The organism is Actinoplanes sp. NPDC051851 (assembly GCF_040681165.1).
In the GTDB taxonomy this organism is placed as follows: Bacteria; Actinomycetota; Actinomycetes; order Mycobacteriales; family Micromonosporaceae; genus Actinoplanes.
Genome location: NZ_JBFAYF010000027.1, coordinates 60,492 through 77,929, shown reverse-complemented (window position 1 = coordinate 77,929; position 17,438 = coordinate 60,492). Strand labels below are relative to the sequence as shown.

Sequence of the window (17,438 nt, the reverse complement as noted above, 5' to 3'; positions counted from 1 at the left end):
ACTGAGGGTCGCCGAAAGTCACGCTGAGTATCTTCAGGCGAAGACCTCGGCGACGACGTGCCGCCCGTCGGCGCCCGATTCCTCGGTCACCTGCTGCCACTTCCCGTCTGGGGCGTGCCACTCCATGTCGCCGAACCGCACCCGTTCGAGCCCGGTCGCCGACGCGTGCGAGACCAGCCAGTGCGCGTACCGCCAGCCGACGCTGGTGCTGGTGACCGCCACGGTGAGGCCGCCCGACCGGCTGTCGGTGGTGAGCTTGCGGCCCCAGTCCGCCTTCAGGCCCTCCAGCAGGGCGGCCGCGGCGGCCGCGCCGCGCAGGACCGGGGTGCCGCTGACCGTGCACGCGACGGCGCCGGTGGCCTTGCCCAGCAGGGCGCGGGTCAGCACCCGGGACTCGTCCGCCCACTTCTCGTACGCGTTCGGGTACGCCGACCGCTGCACCTCCTGTGCCGCGTCGGTGACCCGCATGTCCTCCCAGCCGTCGACCTTCTTGAGCGCGTTGTAGAACTTGTTCGCCGCGTACCGCGGGTCCTGGATCTCGTCGGCGCTGCCCCAGCCCTGGCTCGGCCGCTGCTGGAAGAGGCCGACCGAGTCGCGGTCGCCGTTCTCCAGGTTCTCCAGCTTCGACTCCTGTAGCGCGGTGGCGAGCGCGACCACCACGGCCTGCTCGGGCATCTCCTTGCGGATGCCGACCGCCGCGATGGTCGCCGCGTTCGCCATCTGGACCGAGTCGAGCGTCACCTCGCCGTCGGCGCGGACCGTGCACTCGGCGCCGATCCGGGGGAGCTTGATCCCGTCCGGGTTCTTGTGCAGCACGTAGACGACGCTGCCGACGGCGATGAGCACGAGCATCACGAGGACTCCGCCAGCCGTTCCGCCGGATGTCTTGCGCACTCGCACCTCCTCCACCACTGGACGCCAAGCGTAGTCAACGAGCGCACCATGATCGGCGTGACTGTGGGGGAACCGACCCCTCTCCGGCGTTACACCACCCACTCCGGGTCGCGCTTCTCGCGGCGGGCGGCCACCCCCTCCCGCCCCTCCGGGGACGTGAAGTAGCCCGCCGAGAGGCGCGCGAGATCGGCCAGTTCGTCGTCGATCGCGGGTTTGCGCGTACGCGAGAGAAGCTCTTTGGTTCCGGCGAGGGCGAGCGGGCCACCGCGGCACAGTGACGCGCAGTAAGCGTCCACGGCCGCGTCGAGCTCCGCGACCGGAACCGATCGGGTGACCAGGCCGATCTCCGCGGCGCGCGGGCCGTCGAAGACGTCACCGGTCAGATAGAGCTCGGCGGCGGCCCGGGGCGCCAGGCGCGGCAGCACGGTGGCACTGATCACCGCGGGGATCACGCCGAGCCGGACCTCGGTGAACGCGAACGTCGCGGTGTCGGCGCAGACCGCGATGTCGGCGGCGCCGATCAGGCCGAGGCCGCCGGCGCGCGCCGGGCCGCCGATCCGCGCCAGCACCGGCTTGGGGAATCCGGCGAGCACGGCGAGCAGATCGGACATCAGCTCGACCGGCAGCCGCCGGCCCGGCAGGGCGGCGGCGGTCTCCTTGAGGTCGGCGCCGGAGCAGAAGACCGGGCCGGTGTGCGTGATCACCACCACCCTGGTCAGCGGATCCTCCCGGGCCGCGGCGAGCGCGCCGAGGAACTGCTCGATCAGCGCGGAGGAGAGCGCGTTGCGGTTGGCGGGGCTGTCCAGGGTCAGCGTGGTCACCCCGGCGGCGGTGGCGGTACGGACCAGATCCATGCCCGGCACGGTAATGCACACTGGGCGGATGGCCGGCGCACTCCTTGATGGCGAACCCGTCCCGGCGGACGGGTCCCTTCCCGACGCCGCGACGGCAAATATCGGACAAAACGGATTCGCCGTTTATGTTCATGTGCCGTTCTGCGCGAGCCGGTGCGGATACTGCGACTTCAACACCTACACGGCGAGCGAGCTGGGCGGGGGAGCGAGCCGGGACGAGTACGCCGAGACGGTCCTGCGCGAGCTGGACCTGGCCGCGAAGGTGGTGCAGCCGGCCCGGGTCGACACGGTCTTCTTCGGCGGGGGGACGCCGACGCTGCTGAGCGCCGGCGATCTCGGGCGGATCCTGGAGGGGATCGACCGGGTCTGGGGCCTGTCCGTGGACGCCGAGGTGACGACGGAGGCGAACCCCGAGTCCGTCTCACCCGAATACTTCCGTCATCTAAGAAACGCCGGCTTCAATCGCGTCTCCCTCGGCATGCAGTCGTCCGCGTCGCATGTCCTGAGATTTCTGGACAGAGTGCACTCGGCGGGCCGGGCGCCCGAAGCCGCCAGGGAAGCCCGGGAAGCCGGGTTCGAGCACGTCAACCTCGACCTGATCTACGGCACCCCGGGTGAGACCGAGGAGGACTTCGCCCGCTCGCTGCGGACCGTGATCGACGCCGGGGTCGACCACGTCTCCGCGTACGCGCTGATCGTCGAGGACGGCACCCGGATGGCCGCCCGGATGCGCCGGGGCGAGCTGCCCTACCCCTCCGACGACGTCGCCGCCGATCGCTACCTCGCCGCCGAGGCCGCGCTCACCGCCGCCGGGTTCGAGTGGTACGAGGTCTCGAACTGGGCGAAGGAGGGCGGCGCGTGCCGGCATAACGAGCTCTACTGGACGAACGCCGACTGGTGGGGTCTCGGGCCGGGCGCGCACAGCCACGTCGGCGGCGTCCGCTGGTGGAACGTCAAGCACCCGTCCGCGTACGCGAAAAGGCTTTGGGAAGGTGTCTCCCCGGGTCATGCCCGCGAGGTGCTCACCGACGAGGACCGCCACCTGGAGGACGTGATGCTCCGGGTCCGCCTGCGCGAGGGCATCGCCCTGGACGGGGTGGACCCGGCCGGCGTCCGTCAGGCGGTGGACGGCGGGCTGGCCGTCGTCCGCGACGAGCGGATGATCCTCACGCTGGAGGGCCGTCTCCTCGCCGACGCGGTCGTCCGGGACCTGCTCACGTGACGTCTGCCCACGTGACGTCTGCTCACTTGATGATGGTCACGCTGAACGGATAGGTGAACGGCTCCCGGTTCGCGGCCTTGACACCCGCGATCACGCCGAGGATCGTCCCGGCCAGCCAGGCGACCCCCGAGACCACCACCCCGATCCCGACGCAGAGCGTCGCATATCCGATTAGTCCGACTATTGACCAGAGAAGCTGAAAATTCAGTGCTTTGATGGCTTCTGCCCGGACATAAGGCGACCGGTTGCCGTGCGCGAGCAGGGCGATCAGCGGGGCCACCCAGCCGCCGCAGCCGCCGAAGAGGAAGGCGCCCGCCGCGCCGCCGAAATGGGAGACGAGTGTCCAGGTCTGCTCGTCCGAGTTGTAGAAGGGCGCACCGTACTGTTTCGGGTCCGTCATGGCCGTCACGGTAGGGGCAATGGACAAGATCCGAAAGCAGTCCGGACTTTCGATCATCGCGCAGGTGCGCGGCGCGACGTAGACTGGCACTCTGTCCGCGGGAGTGCCAGAGGGAGGGGTCATATGAGTCTGGATGACCGCAAGCTCGAGGTCCTGCGGGCGATCGTCGAGGATTACGTCGAGACCCAGGAGCCGGTGGGCAGCAAGGCGCTGGTCGACCGGCACAAGCTGGGGGTCTCGCCGGCCACCGTGCGCAACGACATGGCCGTGCTGGAGGAGGAGGGCTACATCCGCCAGCCGCACACCAGTGCGGGACGGGTGCCCACCGACGCCGGCTACCGGCTCTTCGTCGACCGCCTCACCCGGATCAAGCCGCTCAGCCCGGCCGAGCGCCGGGCCATCGAGCGTTTCATGATCGGGGCGGTCGACCTGGACGACGTGGTGCATCGCACAGTCCGGCTCCTGGCGCAGCTGACCCGCCAGGTCGCGGTGGTGCAGTATCCGAGTCTCTCCCGCTCCGCGGTGCGCCATCTGGAACTCGTCCCGATCTCCACCACCCGGCTGATGCTCGTGATGATCACGGACACCGGCCGGGTCGAGCAGCGCCTGGTGGAGATGCCGGGTCCGGTCCCGGATCGTGACGTGTGGGATCTCCGCCGCCGTGTGAACGAGAAACTTGCAGGTCAGCGGCTTGCCGACACGCCGCCACTGGTGGCCGCGCTGGTCGACGAGTGCGAGCCGGCGAGCCGTGCCGCGATGGCCTGCCTCGCCTCGCTCCTGCTCGAGACCCTCGTCGAGCGGAGTGAGGAGCGCCTCGCACTCGCCGGGACGGCCAACCTGACGCGCGGCGGTGTGCTGGACTTTCAGGGCACGTTGCGTCCGGTCCTCGAAGCCCTCGAGGAGGAGGTCATCCTGCTCAAGCTGATCGGCGACCTGGAACCGCGTACCACCCGGGTCCGGATCGGCGACGAGAACGAGATCGACAACCTCCGGTCCGCGTCGGTGGTCAGCACCGGCTACGGTCCGGGCGCCACGATCGTCGGGGGCCTCGGGGTTTTGGGACCCACCCGGATGGACTACCCCGGCACCATCGCTACTGTTCGTGCAGTGGCACGCTACGTTGGCGACCTGTTGGCACAGAATTGACGGATCCGCGCAGACATTGAGGACTCCAAACCCCGTGGCCAAGGACTACTACGGAATTCTCGGCGTGAGCCGGGAAGCCACCGACGACGAGATCAAGCGCGCCTACCGCAAGCTGGCTCGGCAGTACCACCCGGATGTGAACCCCGATCCGGAGGCGCACGAGAAGTTCAAGGACATCAACGCGGCGTACGAGGTCCTCTCCGATGACCAGAAGCGCCAGATGGTGGACCTGGGCGGTGACCCGCTGGCACCCGGTGGCGGCGCCGGCGGCCCGGGCGGTCCCGGCGGGGCCGGCCCGTTCGTCGGTTTCCAGGACATCATGGATGCCTTCTTCGGCACCGCGGCCGGCGGTGGCGCCCGTGGCCCCCGCCCGCGCACGCGTCCCGGCGCCGACGCCATCCTGCGGCTCGAGCTCGACCTGGTGGAGACCGCGTTCGGCGTCGAGGCGCCGATCACCGTCGACACCGCCGTGCTCTGCACCCAGTGCTCCGGCGCCGGCACCGCGCCCGGCACCCACCTGGCCACCTGCGACGTCTGCTCCGGCCGCGGCGAGGTCCAGTCGGTGCAGCGCACCTTCCTCGGCCAGGTGGTCTCCTCCCGCCCCTGCCAGAACTGCCAGGGCCACGGCACGGTCGTCCCGAACCCGTGCCCGACCTGCGCCGGCGACGGCCGGATCCGCACCCGCCGATCGCTTACGGTCAAGATCCCGGCTGGCGTCGAGGACGGCATGCGCATCCGCCTGGCCCAGCAGGGCGAGGTCGGCCCCGGCGGCGGCACGGCCGGCGACCTCTACGTCGAGATCCACGAGCGCCCGCACGACGTCTACTCCCGCAAGGGCGACGATCTCCACTGCCGGGTCACGCTCCCGATGACGGCCGCCGCGCTCGGCACCCGGATGACCATCAAGACCCTCGACGGCGAGGAGAACATCGAGGTCAAGCCGGGTACACAGCCCGCCTCGACGCTCCGCATCCGTGGCAAGGGGGTCCCGCACCTGCGCGGTCAGGGCCGCGGCGAGCTCTTCGTCCACCTGGACGTCAAGACGCCGACCAAGCTCACCCCGGCCCAGGAGACCATGCTCCGCGACTTCGCCAAGACCCGCGGCGAGGACGTAGCCGAGCTCAGCAAGCAGGGCGGCTTCTTCAGCCGCATGCGCGACGCCTTCAACGGCCACTAGGCACTTTCGGACATCCGGCTCTTTCTCTTCGTTCTCTGCTCTCTCTTGAAGATCAAGAGCCGGATGTCGTAGCCCGCTGCATGGTCCGGACCGCAGCTCCCGCCGAGGGCCCGGCACTCGTCGCTGGCCGCTGGCGCGTCCAGACCGCTCCTCCCGCCGGGCGACCTGCGTGAGCGGTCGCGCTCACCCCGCATGTAGCGTGCGGGAGTGTCCGCGCCGCTGTTTCTGGTCGAGATCCTGCCCATCGGTCCGACGTTCACGCTGGACGGCCCGGAGGGCCACCACGCCGCGAACGTGCAGCGCCTCCGCACCGGCGAGCACCTGATCCTCGCCGACGGCGTGGGCGGCACCGCGCACGCCGAGGTCACCGCCGTGGCCCGCGGCAGCATCGACGTCACGATCACCGCCCGCGCCCAGGAGCCCCCCGCCGACCCCCGCCTGGTCGTCGTCCAGGGCATCCCCAAGGGCGACCGCGGCGAACTGGCCGTCCAGGCGATGACCGAGACCGGCGTCGACGAGATCATCCCCTGGGCCGCCTCCCGCTCCGTCACCCAGTGGCGCGGCGACCGGGGCCACCGCGCTCATGACAAGTGGTCGGCCACCGCCCGCGAGGCCACCAAACAGTCCCGCCGCGCCTGGCTCCCGCTGATCTCCGGCGCCCCCGACTGCTCCACCAAGCAGATCGCCGCCCGCCTCACCGACGCCGCAGCCGCGTTCATCCTCCACGAGGAGGCCACCGAACGCCTGACCACAACCCCGCTCCCCGCCCTCGCCACCGGCTCCGGCTCTGCTCCCGCCCCCGGCTCCGGCTCTGCTCTCGCCCCCGGCTCTGCTCCCGGCTCTGGCTCTGCTCCCGGCATCGGCCCCGGTCCCGGTCCCAACTCCGTTCCCGTTCCCGGCTCCCGCGAGATCGTCCTGATCATCGGCCCCGAGGGCGGCATCAGCGACGCCGAGGTAACCCTCTTCCGCGACTCCGGCGCTCTCCCCGTCCGCCTGGGCCCTTCGGTCCTCCGCACCTCCACCGCCGGCGTAGCCGCCCTCGCCGTCCTCGCCACCCGCCTCACTCGCTGGTAGTCCCCCCGGGCACACCCCTCCCCACGCGCCGACCCATACCCCCGCCGCCCCTCTATCCGCACACCGTTCCGCCAAGATCCACACAGATTCGTGATCTCCGATTGGCGTGCGTGCGGGTCGGGGGCGGTCCGGGTTCACGATCATGCTCTGCGGGGGCGCCGGGGATCCACGATCGGCGCCCGTGTCCTTGCCGCGCCCCTCTGGCGGGCTGTACGTGCACACGATCATGGATTGTGTGTGCCCGTCGCCCCTGAACCCGGCTGTTCGTGTGCATCCGTGGCCCGGCCCGCGTTGTTCGTGTGCACCCGAGGCCCCGCCGGTGCTGTTCGTGTGTCCGCGTCGCCCGGCCCGCGCTGATCCCGTGACGGAGTGCCCGCCCGAACACTCGCCGCCCGCGGATCGCCGGCTCCGCCTGCCGGGGTTCGTTCGTGGACCCGGTCGGGCGGTACCCCGCGGGCGGTGAGCCGGCGGTCCAGGGTGGCTCGGCCGGTCGGCTGGCGATCCGGGGTGTCTCGGGCTGGTGGGCTGGCGATCCGGGGTGTCTCAGGCGCCCGAGAGACCCCTGAACGCCAGCCGCGCCGGGAAAGCTGGCACTCACGGGTCACTCCAGCCCGCCGACACACCCCAGAACGCCAGCCACCAAGATCATCTCCGCAGTTGATCATGAAATGTCGATCAAACCCGGCCAGCCAGGGCCCACCCCGACCGGGGGAAACCCCCATCCCTAACGGAACAGTGGCAGAAAAACGTGATCTTGGACCGGGGCCCTGTGGATAAACCCCGGCTGTGGATAACCCCCGACCCGGACCATGACCGAGAACGCCCACCCCGCGACCCCGCCAGCGACGATCCCGCCGGAATCGACCAGCGGGGTCACCTCTGAGGGCCAGCCGGGGAGAGAGGGTTAGCGGCGGCGGGCCAGGGCGACGTCGGTGTAGGTCAGGAACGTGATGGTGGGGGAGTGGCGCGCGATGGTCGTCAGGGTGTCGGTGATGGCGGCCTCGGCGTCGGTGGGGGACATGGTGCGGTAGAGGGAGACCGACTGGAGGTGGGTGCGGTACTCGTCGGGGGTGTAGGTGCGCTCGGTGCGGTAGCGCAGGGTGCGCGGGCCGGTGAACAGGTCGGGCGGGAGGGCGAGGGTGGGCCAGTCCTCCTGGAAGTCGCCCGGTTCGGCGGGGACGTCGCCCGCGAACAGGGAGTGCGGGGACTTCTCGCCGGAGAGGCCGTGGCGGGCGTCGACCTCGGTCAGGTCCGCGTGCAGGGCCCGGTCGGTGAGGACGAAGATGTTCCAGAACGGGGCGAGCAGGCCGCCCGGTGCGAGGGCGGCGTGGGCCAGGGTGTTGCGGCGGCCGGGGTCCACCCAGTGCCAGGCCTGTGCGCTGATCAGCAGGCGGTACGCCCGGTCCGGCGTCCACGATTCGAAGGTGGACTCGATCACGGGGACGCCGGGGACGGTGCGGCGGAGTACCCCGGCCATCCGGGGGTCGGGTTCCAGGCAGGTCAGGTCGGCACCGAGGGCGGCGAACGCGGCGGTGGCCTTGCCGGTGCCGGCGCCGACCTCGAGCACCGGGCCGGGACCGGCCAGGGCGAGCAGCTCGGCCGGCAGCCCGGCGGGGTATCCGGGGCGGATGCGGTGGTAGTCCTCAGCCACCTCGCCGAAGACGCGGCCTCGCTCACTGGTCGTCACCCCGCCAACGTAGACCCGCCACTGCGGACCCGCCAGCGTGCGTGGGCGGCGTGGGCAGCGGGGACCGCGGGTGGTGGTGCGGGCGGCGGGGGCGAGTTAGGTTAGCCTCGCCTGATGAGACGGAGGGGTGGGCTGCTGCTGGCCTGCCTCGGGGTTCTCGTCCTCGTCTGCCTGTTGAGCGTCGCCGTCGGCACGCGCACCATCAGCCCCGTCGTGGTCCTGGACGCGCTGCGCCACCACGGGCACCCGGCGGAACAGTCGATCGTCTGGGACCTGCGGGTTCCCCGTACGGTCCTCGGCCTGCTCGCCGGTGTCGCGTTCGGGCTCTCCGGGGCGGTGATCCAGGCGGTCACCCGGAACCCGCTCGCCGACACCCAGATCCTCGGGGTCAACTCCGGTGCGGCGCTCTTCGTGGTCTTCGCGGTCGGCTTCCTGGGCCGTACCCGGCTGGAGGAGTACCTCTGGTTCGGCTTCGGCGGGGTGGCGGTCGCGCTCGCCCTGGTCTACGTGCTCGGCTCGTCCGGCCGGGGCGGCGGCACTCCGATCCGGCTGGCGCTCTCCGGGGTGGCGCTCGGTGCCGTGCTGGACGGGTTCTCCACCGCGATCCGGCTGGTCAAGCCGCGCGCCTTCGACTACCTGCGGTTCTGGGACATCGGCTCGCTGGCCGGGCGCCCGATGGATGTGGCGGTCACCATCCTGCCGTTCGTCGTGGTGGGTGCGCTCCTCGCGCTCGCGGTGGCCGGAGCACTCAACACCGTCGCTCTGGGTGACGACTTGGCGCGTACTCTGGGAACGCGTTTGACCTGGATCAGAGCCGCCGCCCTTCTCTCCGTGATGATGTTGGCCGGAGCCGCGACGGCGGCGGTCGGGCCGATCGGGTTCCTCGGCCTGATGATCCCGCTGGTGGTGCGGCGGATGGCGGGCCCTGACCAGCGCTGGATCTTCGTCTTCACGATCGTCTGCGCGCCGGCGTTGCTGCTGCTCGCCGACGTCGCGGGGCGGGTGCTGGTGCGGCCGGGCGAGCTGCGGGTGGGCGTGGTGACCGCGTTCCTCGGCGCGCCGGTCCTGATCTGGTGGGTGCGCCGGCTGCGGAGCGCCGCGTGGTGAGGGCCCGGCGGATCCGCACGCTCAGTGTCTGCCTGCTGCTCACTGTCGCGGCTTCCGCCGTGGCGATCCTTGCTTTGGGTACGGGTGAGTTCACCATCCCCCCGCTCGACGTGGTCCGGGCGCTGATCGGTCAGGGCCCACCCGCCGACCACCTCGTCGTGGTCGAGTGGCGCCTGCCCCGGGTCCTGCTGGCGCTGCTGATCGGCGCCGCTCTGGGACTCTCCGGCGCGATCTTCCAGGCGCTCACCCGCAACCCGCTGGGCAGTCCCGACGTGATCGGGTTCAACACCGGCGCCTACACGGGTGTGCTGCTGGTCGCGGGGAGCGGCTACTACGTGACCGCGCTCGGCGCCCTGATCGGGGGTCTCGCCACCGCGATCGCCGTCTACCTGCTCGCCTGGAAGCGCGGCGTCCAGGGCTTCCGGCTGATCATCGTGGGGATCGCGGTGAGCGCGGTCCTCGGCTCGCTCAACGAGTGGTTCGTGACGCGGGCGGACCTGCAGACCGCGCTGGCCGCCGCGATCTGGGGCCAGGGCACGCTGAACGGCCTGGGCTGGGCGAGCGTCGGCCCGGTCGTGGCGGGCACCCTGCTCGGCGTGGCGGCGCTGCTCGCCCTCGGCCCGCGGCTGTCGATCCTGGAGATGGGCCAGGACACCGCCGCGGCGCTCGGCGTACGGGTGGAGCGCACCCGCCTCGCCTACCTCGCGGTGGGTGTCGCGCTGACCGCCGTGGCGACCGCCGCGGCCGGCCCGATCTCGTTCGTGGCGCTCGCCGCGCCCCAGCTCGCCCTGCGCCTGACCCGGACCCCGGGGGTGGCGCTGACCCCGGCCGCGGTGATGGGCGCGTTCCTGACGATCGCGAGCGACTGGCTGGCCCAGCATCTGTTCGCCCCCACCCAGCTCCCGGTCGGCGTGGTCACGGTGGCCCTGGGCGGCGGCTACTTCGTCTGGCTGCTCTACCGCCAGGGCCGGAACGCTTAGGCGGGCTTGGGCGGGCTTGGGCGGGCCTGATGCGGCGCCGCTTCCGCGCCGCATCAGGCCCCGTTCAGGAGGTGGCCGCCGCGAGCTGCGGCACCAGCTGGTCCAGCGCGTAGAGCAGGGCGTCCGGGCCGCTGTACGAGAGGGCGCCGGCGAGGTTCCCCTCGAACGGGATGTAGATGGTGTGCTTCTGCGTGACCACGTTCAGCTTGGCGAAGACGGGGGAGGCGAGCATGTCCGCCTCGGTGGCGCCCTCGACCACCAGGACGTCCCGGTCGAGCAGGTCGAGCCGTTCCTCGCTGACGTCCTCGCCCTGCTCCTGGGTGGCGAAGCCGAGCGCGTCGAAGAGCGCCCGGCGCGGGTCGTTCTTCGGCAGGAGCCAGTGCTGGCCCTTCTCCGGCCCGTAATCGACGACCAGCGTCTTCCCCGCGAACTGCGGGTTCGCGCTCTTCGCCGCCGCGGCGGCCGCGTTCACCTCGTCGATGAGCGCCTGCGCCTCGGCCGTCTTGCCCAACGCCTCACCCGTGGTCAGGGTCTGCACGTCCCACGGCGTCTCCTCGTCCTTGTACTGCGAGGACTGGATGACGGTCGGCGCGATCTGGGAGAGCTTCTCGTACGTCTCCTCGGTGATCGTCTCGTAGATGGCCAGGATCAGATCCGGCTGTTGCTTGATGATCGCCTCGTAGTTGATCTCCGCGGAGAAGGTCGGCAGCGTCTTCCCGTTCAGCGTGGACGCCACCCAGGGGTACGTCGGGTACTCGGTGAACCACTCCCGGGTGCTGACCGGCACCTCGCCGAGCGAGAGCACGAAGTCCTGGTCGTTCCAGCCGACCGTGACGATCCGCTGCGGCTTCGACGGGATCGTGGTGCTGCCGAACTTGTGCTCGATCGTCACCGGGAAGGCGCCCGCCGCCCCGGCCGACGTGGCCGGGGCGGGGTCCGCCGTGTTCTGGCCGCACGCCGCGAGGCCGCCGATCAGCAGCAGCGCGACGACGGCACGCTTGAAGGACATGAGTACTCCTCACCCCGTTAGTGAGGTTAGGCTAACCTTTCCAAGTCGATCTCGACAGTCCGGCGTGGATCGTCGAGCGCGTGGGCCGCGGTCACCGTGTAGGTCCCGGGCAGCGTGCGCCACCCGTCGTCCCAGACCTGGAAGGCCCGCTCCGGCAGCGGAATCGTGACGGTGACCGTCTCACCCGGCATCGCCTCCGCCGTCGCGAAACCCACCAGCCAGTTCTCCGGGCGCTCCGGCAGCTCCGGGTCGGGGGCGCCGTGCGAGAACGACGAGGCCGAGAGGTAGACCTGGACGATCTCCCGGCCGCCGCGCCAGCCGGTGTTGGTCACCGCGACCCTGACCTCCTCCCGGGTCACGCCCAGCCAGTCGTAGCTCCAGGTGGTGTAGCCCAGGCCGTGCCCGAACGCGTACCGCGGGGTGGCCGTCCAGCCCCGGTAGCCGACGAAGATCCCCTCGTCGTAGGCGAGCGCGCCGTCCTCCGGGCGTACCGCCAGAACCGGGCAGTCGGCCTCGGCGCGGGGCCAGGTGGTGGGCAGCCGTCCGCCGGGCTCGGCGTCGCCGAGCACCACGTCGGCGAGGGCGGCTCCGGCCTCCTGGCCGGGGAACCAGGTGAGGAGCACGGCCGCCGCCTGGTCACCCCAGGGGAGCAGGACCGGGCTTCCGGCATTGACGATCGCCACGGTACGAGGATTCGCCGCGATCAGCGCGGAGACCAGCTCGTCCTGGCGCCCCGGGAGCGCGAGGGAGCTCCGGTCGAAGCCCTCCGACTCGACCTGCTCGGTGGTGCCGACCACCACGACGACCACGTCGGACGCCGCGGCCAGCGCCACCGCCTCGGCGATCAGGCCGTCCTCGTCCGGGCCGGGCGGGCGGTGGCCGAGCGTGGTGCCGGCCGAGTGCGCGGTACCCGGCTCGAAGCTCTGCCGCAGCAGCACCGGGACCGGCACACCCTCGGCCAGCTCCACGGTGAACCGCTGCTCGCGCGGGTGCAGCAGCAGGTCGGCGCGGCCGGTGCCGGGCGGGTGCAGCGAACCCTGGTAGAGCTTCTCGCCGCCGACGGTCAGCTCGAACGCGCCGAAGCCGGAGACCGCGAAGACGTGCTCGCCACCGGTCTCCGGGGTGTAGACGGTCCGCAGCTCCAGGGTGGCGATCGCGTCGACGGCCAGGCCGCCGGGCGGATCGCCGAGCCAGCGGACCGCGGCCTCCGGGACGGTGAACGCGTACGACCCCAGGTCGACGGTGAACTCCGACCACTGTGGGCCCCGGGCGGCCGGGAGGAACGGGCGCGGGTCGGCGCCGACCGCGTAGCTCACCTCGACGCCGGGGAGCGCGGCGCGCAGGCCGTCCAGCGGGGAGATCACGTGCGGCGGGGAGACCTGGGCGCTGCCGCCGCCGAGCACCCGGGCGTCCTGGGCCAGCGCGCCGATCACCGCGACCCGGGTCAGCGTCTCCCGCTCCAGGGGGAGCAGTTCGTCCTCGTTCCGGGCCAGGACGAAGGAGCGGGTCGCGACCCGGCGCGCGATCGTGTCCCCGTCGACCGGGGCCGGCCCGGCCGTCTCGCCGTCGGCCGGGGCGGGTCCGGCCGCTTCGCCGTCGGCCGGGGCGGGTCCGGCGGGAGCCGGGAAGCCGGCCAGGCATCCCACGCGAGCGGCGAGACGCAGGACTCGGCGTACCTTGGAATTCAGAACCTCGAGGGGCACCTCGCCGGACCGGACCGCCGAGGCCAGGGCCGCGCCCCAGGGGTTGTCCATCGCCGGCATGGCGATGTCGAGACCGCCCAGCGCGGCGCCCACGGTGGAGCGCGCGGCCCGCCAGTCCGAGACCACCACCCCGTCGAAGCCCCACTCCTGCTTGAGGATCTCGTCCTGGAGACGGCCGTTCTCGGCCATCGGGGCGCCGTTGACCCCGTTGTAGGCGCTCATCACGCCCCAGCCGCCGGCCTCGACGACCCGCTCGAACGGTGCCAGGTAGATCTCGCGCAGCGCCCGCTCCGGGATCCGTACGTCCACGGTCATCCGGTCGGTCTCGAAGTCGTTGCCCACCAGGTGCTTCACCGTGGTCGCCACGCCGTGCTCCTGGACGCCGCGCACGAAGCCCGCCGCGATCTCACCGGTGAGCAGCGGATCCTCCGAGTAGCACTCGAAGTGCCGGCCGCCGAGCGGGGTGCGGTGCAGGTTCACCGTCGGGCCGAGCAGCACGTGCACGCCCTTGCGCCGGGCCTCCTGGCCGAGCAGCCGGCCCGCCTCGGCGGCCAGCTCCGGATCCCAGGACGCGGCCAGCGCGGTCGGGCTGGGCAGCGCGATCGACGGGTCCTCGGGGGCCCAGCCGGTGCCGCGTACGCCGATCGGGCCGTCCGACATGACCAGCGAGCGCAGGCCGATGTGCGGGATCGCGGGCAGCGACCAGAAGTCCCGCCCGGTCACCAGGGCGGCCTTCTCGTCCAGGGTCAGTCGGTCGACGAGCCTCTCCAGAGCTGAGGGGTCAATCTGATCGATCTCGGTCATATGAGAGCGCTTTCCGTCGGGGGTCGGAGCCTGCCGTCCCATTCAAGCCCACCATCGGGCGCATAAGATCCGACAGGTGGACAACACCTGCCTGTTCTGCCGGATCGTCTGATGGCCGCGCCACTCGCCCGTTACGAGCGGGCCGTCCGCAGAGCCCAGTCCGACGGGCGGATCCCCGCGATCACCGTCGCGCTGCACCGGGCCGACCGCGAACCGTGGACGTTCACCGTCGGGGACTCCGGGAAGCCGGGACGGCCGCTCGGGCCGGACAGCCGGTTCCGGATCGGGTCGGTCACCAAGACGTTCACCGCCACGCTCGTCATGCAGGCCCGTGACGAGGGGCTGCTCGACCTGGACCGGCCGGTCTCGGCGTACCTGGACGTGCCCGCGCACGGGGACGCCACCATCCGGCGGCTCCTCTCGCACACCGCAGGGTTCCAGCGGGAGCCGTACGGGGACGTCTGGGACACCCTGGTCACCCCGGACGCCACCCGGATGATCGCCGAGCTGGACCGGGCCGAGCGGGTGCTGCCCAACGCGCGGCGCTACCACTACTCGAACCTGGGCATCGCGGTGCTCGGCCAGCTCGTCGCGAGACTCCGCGGCGGCACCTGGGCGGAGATCCTCGCCGAGCGGGTGCTGACCCCGCTCGGGCTCGCCGGGACCACCGCGCACGTGCCGGACGAGGCGGTGACCGGGTATGTGGTGGACGCGTACTCGGACGCGGCCCGCCCCGAGCCGCCGGTCGACCTCGGCGGGGTGGCGCCCGCCGCCCAGCTCTGGAGCACCGCCACGGACATGGCGAGGTGGGCCGCGTTCCTGGCGAGCCCGGAGGCCGTCGACCCGGACGGCCGGGTGCTCGCCGCCGCCACGGTCGACGAGATGCGCTGGCCGCTGACCACCACCGACGAGGCGCTCTGGGCGACCGGGTTCGGACTCGGCCTGATCCTGGTCCCGGAGGGCAAGCGCGTGGTGCACGTCGGCCACGACGGCGCGATGCCCGGCTTCCTGGCCGCCGTGTACGGCCGCCGGGGCGGCGACGGCAACCCCGGGGCGCTGGGTTGCGCGGTGCTCGGCTCCTCCGGCACCGCCGGGCAGACCAACGAGCTGGTGCACGAGCTGCTGCGCCTCTCGGCCGAGCTGGACCCGGCGGAGATCGCCCCGTGGCGGCCCTCACCGCCCGCGCCGGTGGCGTACCGGTCGGCGCTGGGCCGCTGGTGGAGCGAGGGCACCGAGTTCGTCTTCGCCTGGCACGACGGGCGGCTGCAGGCCCGGATCGCGGACGCCCCGGCGGACCGGCCACCGGCGGTCTTCCAACCGGCACCGGACGCGGCCGACGTGCTGCGGACGGTCTCCGGGCGCGAGGTGGGCGAGCTGCTCCGGCTGACCCGGGACGGGTCGGGGGCGGTCGTCCGGATGCACTGGGCGACGTACCGGTTCACCCGGCAGCAGGAGGCGTTCGACGGCGGGCCGGCCTCCAGCGGCGGCGAACCCCTCTGAGATCGGGGCCGGTCGGCCGGGTGGGTGATCTCGGGTACGGGCTGCGGATAATGGCATCGGCGGTGCGGCGGGGGAGCGGATAGGATGGCACGATCCTTGAGCACGCCGCCCCAGCCGGGACGACGCCGAGAAAGAGAGCAGGTGGCGGAGGCCCCCGCGGCCGCCCTATGACCGGTACGCCGAATTCTTCCAGCACGGGCTCGTCCGGCCCGGTGCGGGCGCAGACCAAGATCTCGGTAAGCGACCCGAAGATCATGGTGAACCTGCTCGGTGCCAAGGACGAGATCCTCCGTCTCGTGGAGCGGACGCTCCGCAGCGATGTGCACGTCCGTGGCAACGAGATCACGTTCACCGGAGAGCCGGCCGACAACGCGATCGCCGAGCGGCTCTTCGCCGAGCTCATCGAGCTCATCGAGAAGGGCGAGACGCTCAGCGTGGACGCGGTCCGCCGGACCCTGTCGATGCTCGAGGCGAACACCACCGAGCGCCCGGCCGAGGTGCTGACGCTCAACATCCTCTCCCGGCGCGGGCGCACCATCCGGCCCAAGACGCTCGGGCAGAAGCACTACGTCGACGCCATCGACGAGAACACCATCGTCTTCGGCATCGGCCCGGCCGGTACCGGTAAGACGTACCTCGCCATGGCCAAGGCCGTGCAGGCGCTGCAGGCCAAGCAGATCAGCCGGATCATCCTGACCCGGCCCGCCGTCGAGGCGGGTGAGCGGCTCGGCTTCCTGCCCGGCACGTTGACCGAGAAGATCGACCCGTATCTGCGGCCGCTCTACGACGCCCTGCACGACATGCTCGACCCGGAGTCGATCCCGCGTCTGATGGCCGCGGGGACCATTGAGGTCGCCCCGCTGGCCTACATGCGCGGCCGCGCGCAACCGTTGTCCGCAGGAGTGCTCACTCCGGACGGCTGGCGCCCCATCGGTGAGCTTGCCGTGGGTGATCTGGTCGTCGGTTCGAACGGTTCGCCCACCCCGGTCCTCGGAGTCTTCCCGCAGGGCCGCAAAGAGGTCTTCCGGGTCACCACCCAGGACGGCGCCTCGACGCTGGCCTGTGGTGAACATCTCTGGACCGTCCAGACACCGGACGACCGCAGCCACGGCCGCGGATCACGGGTGGTCCAGACCCAGGACATGATCGGCCGACTGCGTCGGGGCAACGTGCACCGGTTCGAGCTGCCGCTAGTGGCTCCGGTCGAGTTCCCGGTCCAGGACGTTCCGCTGGACCCGTACGCCCTGGGCCTGTTGCTCGGTGACGGCTGCATGACGCTGACGACCACGCCGGCGTTCTGCACCAACGATCCGGAGCTTGCCGAGGCGCTCGAAGCCGCTCTGCCGGATATCGAGCTCGTCCGCAAGAGCGAGGTCGACTACGTGCTCCGGCACGTCAACGGTCATCGCGGTGGGGTCATCGTGGCCAACCCGGTGTCTACCGCGCTCCGGACCCTCGGGCTTGCCGGGACCAGATCGAACTCCAAGTTCGTCCCGGATACCTATCTGTGGAACAGCACGGCCACCCGCCTCGCGGTCCTGCAGGGGCTGTTCGACAGCGACGGCGGGCCAGTGACCCAGAGTGGCCGTACCTGCCGGATCCAGTACACGACCTGCTCCGAGCGGCTCCGGGACGACGTGGTCTTCCTGGTCCGTTCGCTCGGTGGGGTCGCCTACTGGCGCCGCCGGCCGGCCGAGGGCCGCAAGCCCGGTCTGGCCAAGGGCCGTCCGGTACACAACCGCAGTGACGCGTTCGTGCTGGACATCCGGTTGCCGCAGACGGTTCAGCCGTTCCGGCTCACCCGAAAGCAGGCGCTCTACGAGGTGTCCGGCGGCGGCCGGCCGATGCGCTTCATCGAGAGCATCGAACCGGCCGGGGAGA

General features: G+C 71.6%; 13 protein-coding genes and 2 pseudogenes. 9 read left to right on the top strand and 6 right to left on the bottom strand.

The annotated features are described in order from the left end of the window. Positions 1-33 precede the first annotated feature (33 nt). Together AB0M08_RS24915 and AB0M08_RS24910 are read right to left on the bottom strand one after the other, a co-directional pair. On the bottom strand, positions 34-852 hold the full coding sequence (locus tag AB0M08_RS24915) for a hypothetical protein (RefSeq protein ID WP_364497740.1): 819 nt from the start codon (positions 850-852) through the stop codon (positions 34-36). Between the two features lie 131 nt (positions 853-983). Beyond that, positions 984-1,748 (bottom strand): enoyl-CoA hydratase-related protein, encoded by a 765-nt coding sequence (locus AB0M08_RS24910; RefSeq protein WP_364497627.1) that lies wholly within the window; start codon positions 1,746-1,748, stop codon positions 984-986. Positions 1,749-1,776: 28 nt separating this feature from the next. Here AB0M08_RS24910 and hemW point away from each other — a divergent pair, with 28 nt between their 5' ends. After that, positions 1,777-2,970 carry a radical SAM family heme chaperone HemW gene (gene hemW, locus AB0M08_RS24905; protein WP_364497624.1) on the top strand — a complete coding sequence of 398 codons (1,194 nt, stop codon included), beginning with the start codon at positions 1,777-1,779 and terminating at the stop codon, positions 2,968-2,970. A gap of 22 nt (positions 2,971-2,992) precedes the next feature. Here the strand turns inward: hemW and AB0M08_RS24900 are convergent, their stop codons facing one another. Beyond that, positions 2,993-3,370, bottom strand: a complete 378-nt coding sequence (locus AB0M08_RS24900; RefSeq protein ID WP_364497621.1) for a DUF4870 domain-containing protein — start codon at positions 3,368-3,370, stop codon at positions 2,993-2,995. Positions 3,371-3,493: 123 nt separating this feature from the next. Here AB0M08_RS24900 and hrcA point away from each other — a divergent pair, with 123 nt between their 5' ends. The 3 genes from hrcA to AB0M08_RS24885 all read left to right on the top strand — a co-directional run bounded on the left by hrcA (position 3,494) and on the right by AB0M08_RS24885 (position 6,767). Next, a complete protein-coding gene (gene hrcA, locus AB0M08_RS24895; RefSeq protein ID WP_364497618.1) occupies positions 3,494-4,516 on the top strand; it encodes a heat-inducible transcriptional repressor HrcA in 1,023 nt (340 codons plus the stop codon). Between the two features lie 34 nt (positions 4,517-4,550). Then, positions 4,551-5,693, top strand: a complete 1,143-nt coding sequence (gene dnaJ / locus AB0M08_RS24890) for a molecular chaperone DnaJ (RefSeq protein WP_364497615.1) — start codon at positions 4,551-4,553, stop codon at positions 5,691-5,693. Positions 5,694-5,900: 207 nt separating this feature from the next. Then, positions 5,901-6,767, top strand: coding sequence for a 16S rRNA (uracil(1498)-N(3))-methyltransferase (locus tag AB0M08_RS24885; protein ID WP_364497614.1), 867 nt, complete (start codon positions 5,901-5,903; stop codon positions 6,765-6,767). 904 nt (positions 6,768-7,671) lie between these two features. Here the strand turns inward: AB0M08_RS24885 and AB0M08_RS24880 are convergent. Beyond that, on the bottom strand, positions 7,672-8,454 hold the full coding sequence (locus AB0M08_RS24880) for a class I SAM-dependent methyltransferase (RefSeq protein WP_364497611.1): 783 nt from the start codon (positions 8,452-8,454) through the stop codon (positions 7,672-7,674). 114 nt (positions 8,455-8,568) lie between these two features. Here AB0M08_RS24880 and AB0M08_RS24875 point away from each other — a divergent pair, with 114 nt between their 5' ends. Both AB0M08_RS24875 and AB0M08_RS24870 read left to right on the top strand, forming a co-directional pair. Continuing rightward, positions 8,569-9,561 (top strand): iron chelate uptake ABC transporter family permease subunit, encoded by a 993-nt coding sequence (locus tag AB0M08_RS24875; RefSeq protein ID WP_364497608.1) that lies wholly within the window; start codon positions 8,569-8,571, stop codon positions 9,559-9,561. Then, a complete protein-coding gene (locus AB0M08_RS24870) occupies positions 9,555-10,541 on the top strand; it encodes an iron chelate uptake ABC transporter family permease subunit (protein ID WP_364497606.1) in 987 nt (328 codons plus the stop codon). Before AB0M08_RS24875 ends, AB0M08_RS24870 begins: the two co-directional genes overlap by 7 nt. A 64-nt stretch (positions 10,542-10,605) precedes the next feature. Here AB0M08_RS24870 and AB0M08_RS24865 read toward each other — a convergent pair whose 3' ends face one another. Together AB0M08_RS24865 and AB0M08_RS24860 are read right to left on the bottom strand one after the other, a co-directional pair. After that, positions 10,606-11,550, bottom strand: coding sequence for an ABC transporter substrate-binding protein (locus tag AB0M08_RS24865; RefSeq protein WP_364497603.1), 945 nt, complete (start codon positions 11,548-11,550; stop codon positions 10,606-10,608). 26 nt (positions 11,551-11,576) lie between these two features. After that, positions 11,577-14,057: a glycoside hydrolase family 3 C-terminal domain-containing protein gene (locus tag AB0M08_RS24860; protein WP_364497600.1), complete on the bottom strand. Its 2,481-nt coding sequence runs from the start codon at positions 14,055-14,057 to the stop codon at positions 11,577-11,579. A gap of 111 nt (positions 14,058-14,168) precedes the next feature. On the opposite strand from AB0M08_RS24860, the gene AB0M08_RS24855 reads away from it, so the two are divergent. The 3 genes and pseudogenes from AB0M08_RS24855 to AB0M08_RS24845 form a co-directional block, all read left to right on the top strand. Further along, positions 14,169-15,557 (top strand): serine hydrolase domain-containing protein, encoded by a 1,389-nt coding sequence (locus tag AB0M08_RS24855; protein ID WP_364497597.1) that lies wholly within the window; start codon positions 14,169-14,171, stop codon positions 15,555-15,557. 167 nt (positions 15,558-15,724) lie between these two features. Then, a pseudogene (locus AB0M08_RS24850) lies at positions 15,725-16,438 on the top strand (PhoH family protein); the annotation flags it as partial. Next, positions 16,427-17,251, top strand: a pseudogene (locus AB0M08_RS24845) (LAGLIDADG family homing endonuclease); the annotation flags it as partial. The pseudogenes AB0M08_RS24850 and AB0M08_RS24845, both read left to right, overlap by 12 nt. Positions 17,252-17,438: the final 187 nt, after the last annotated feature.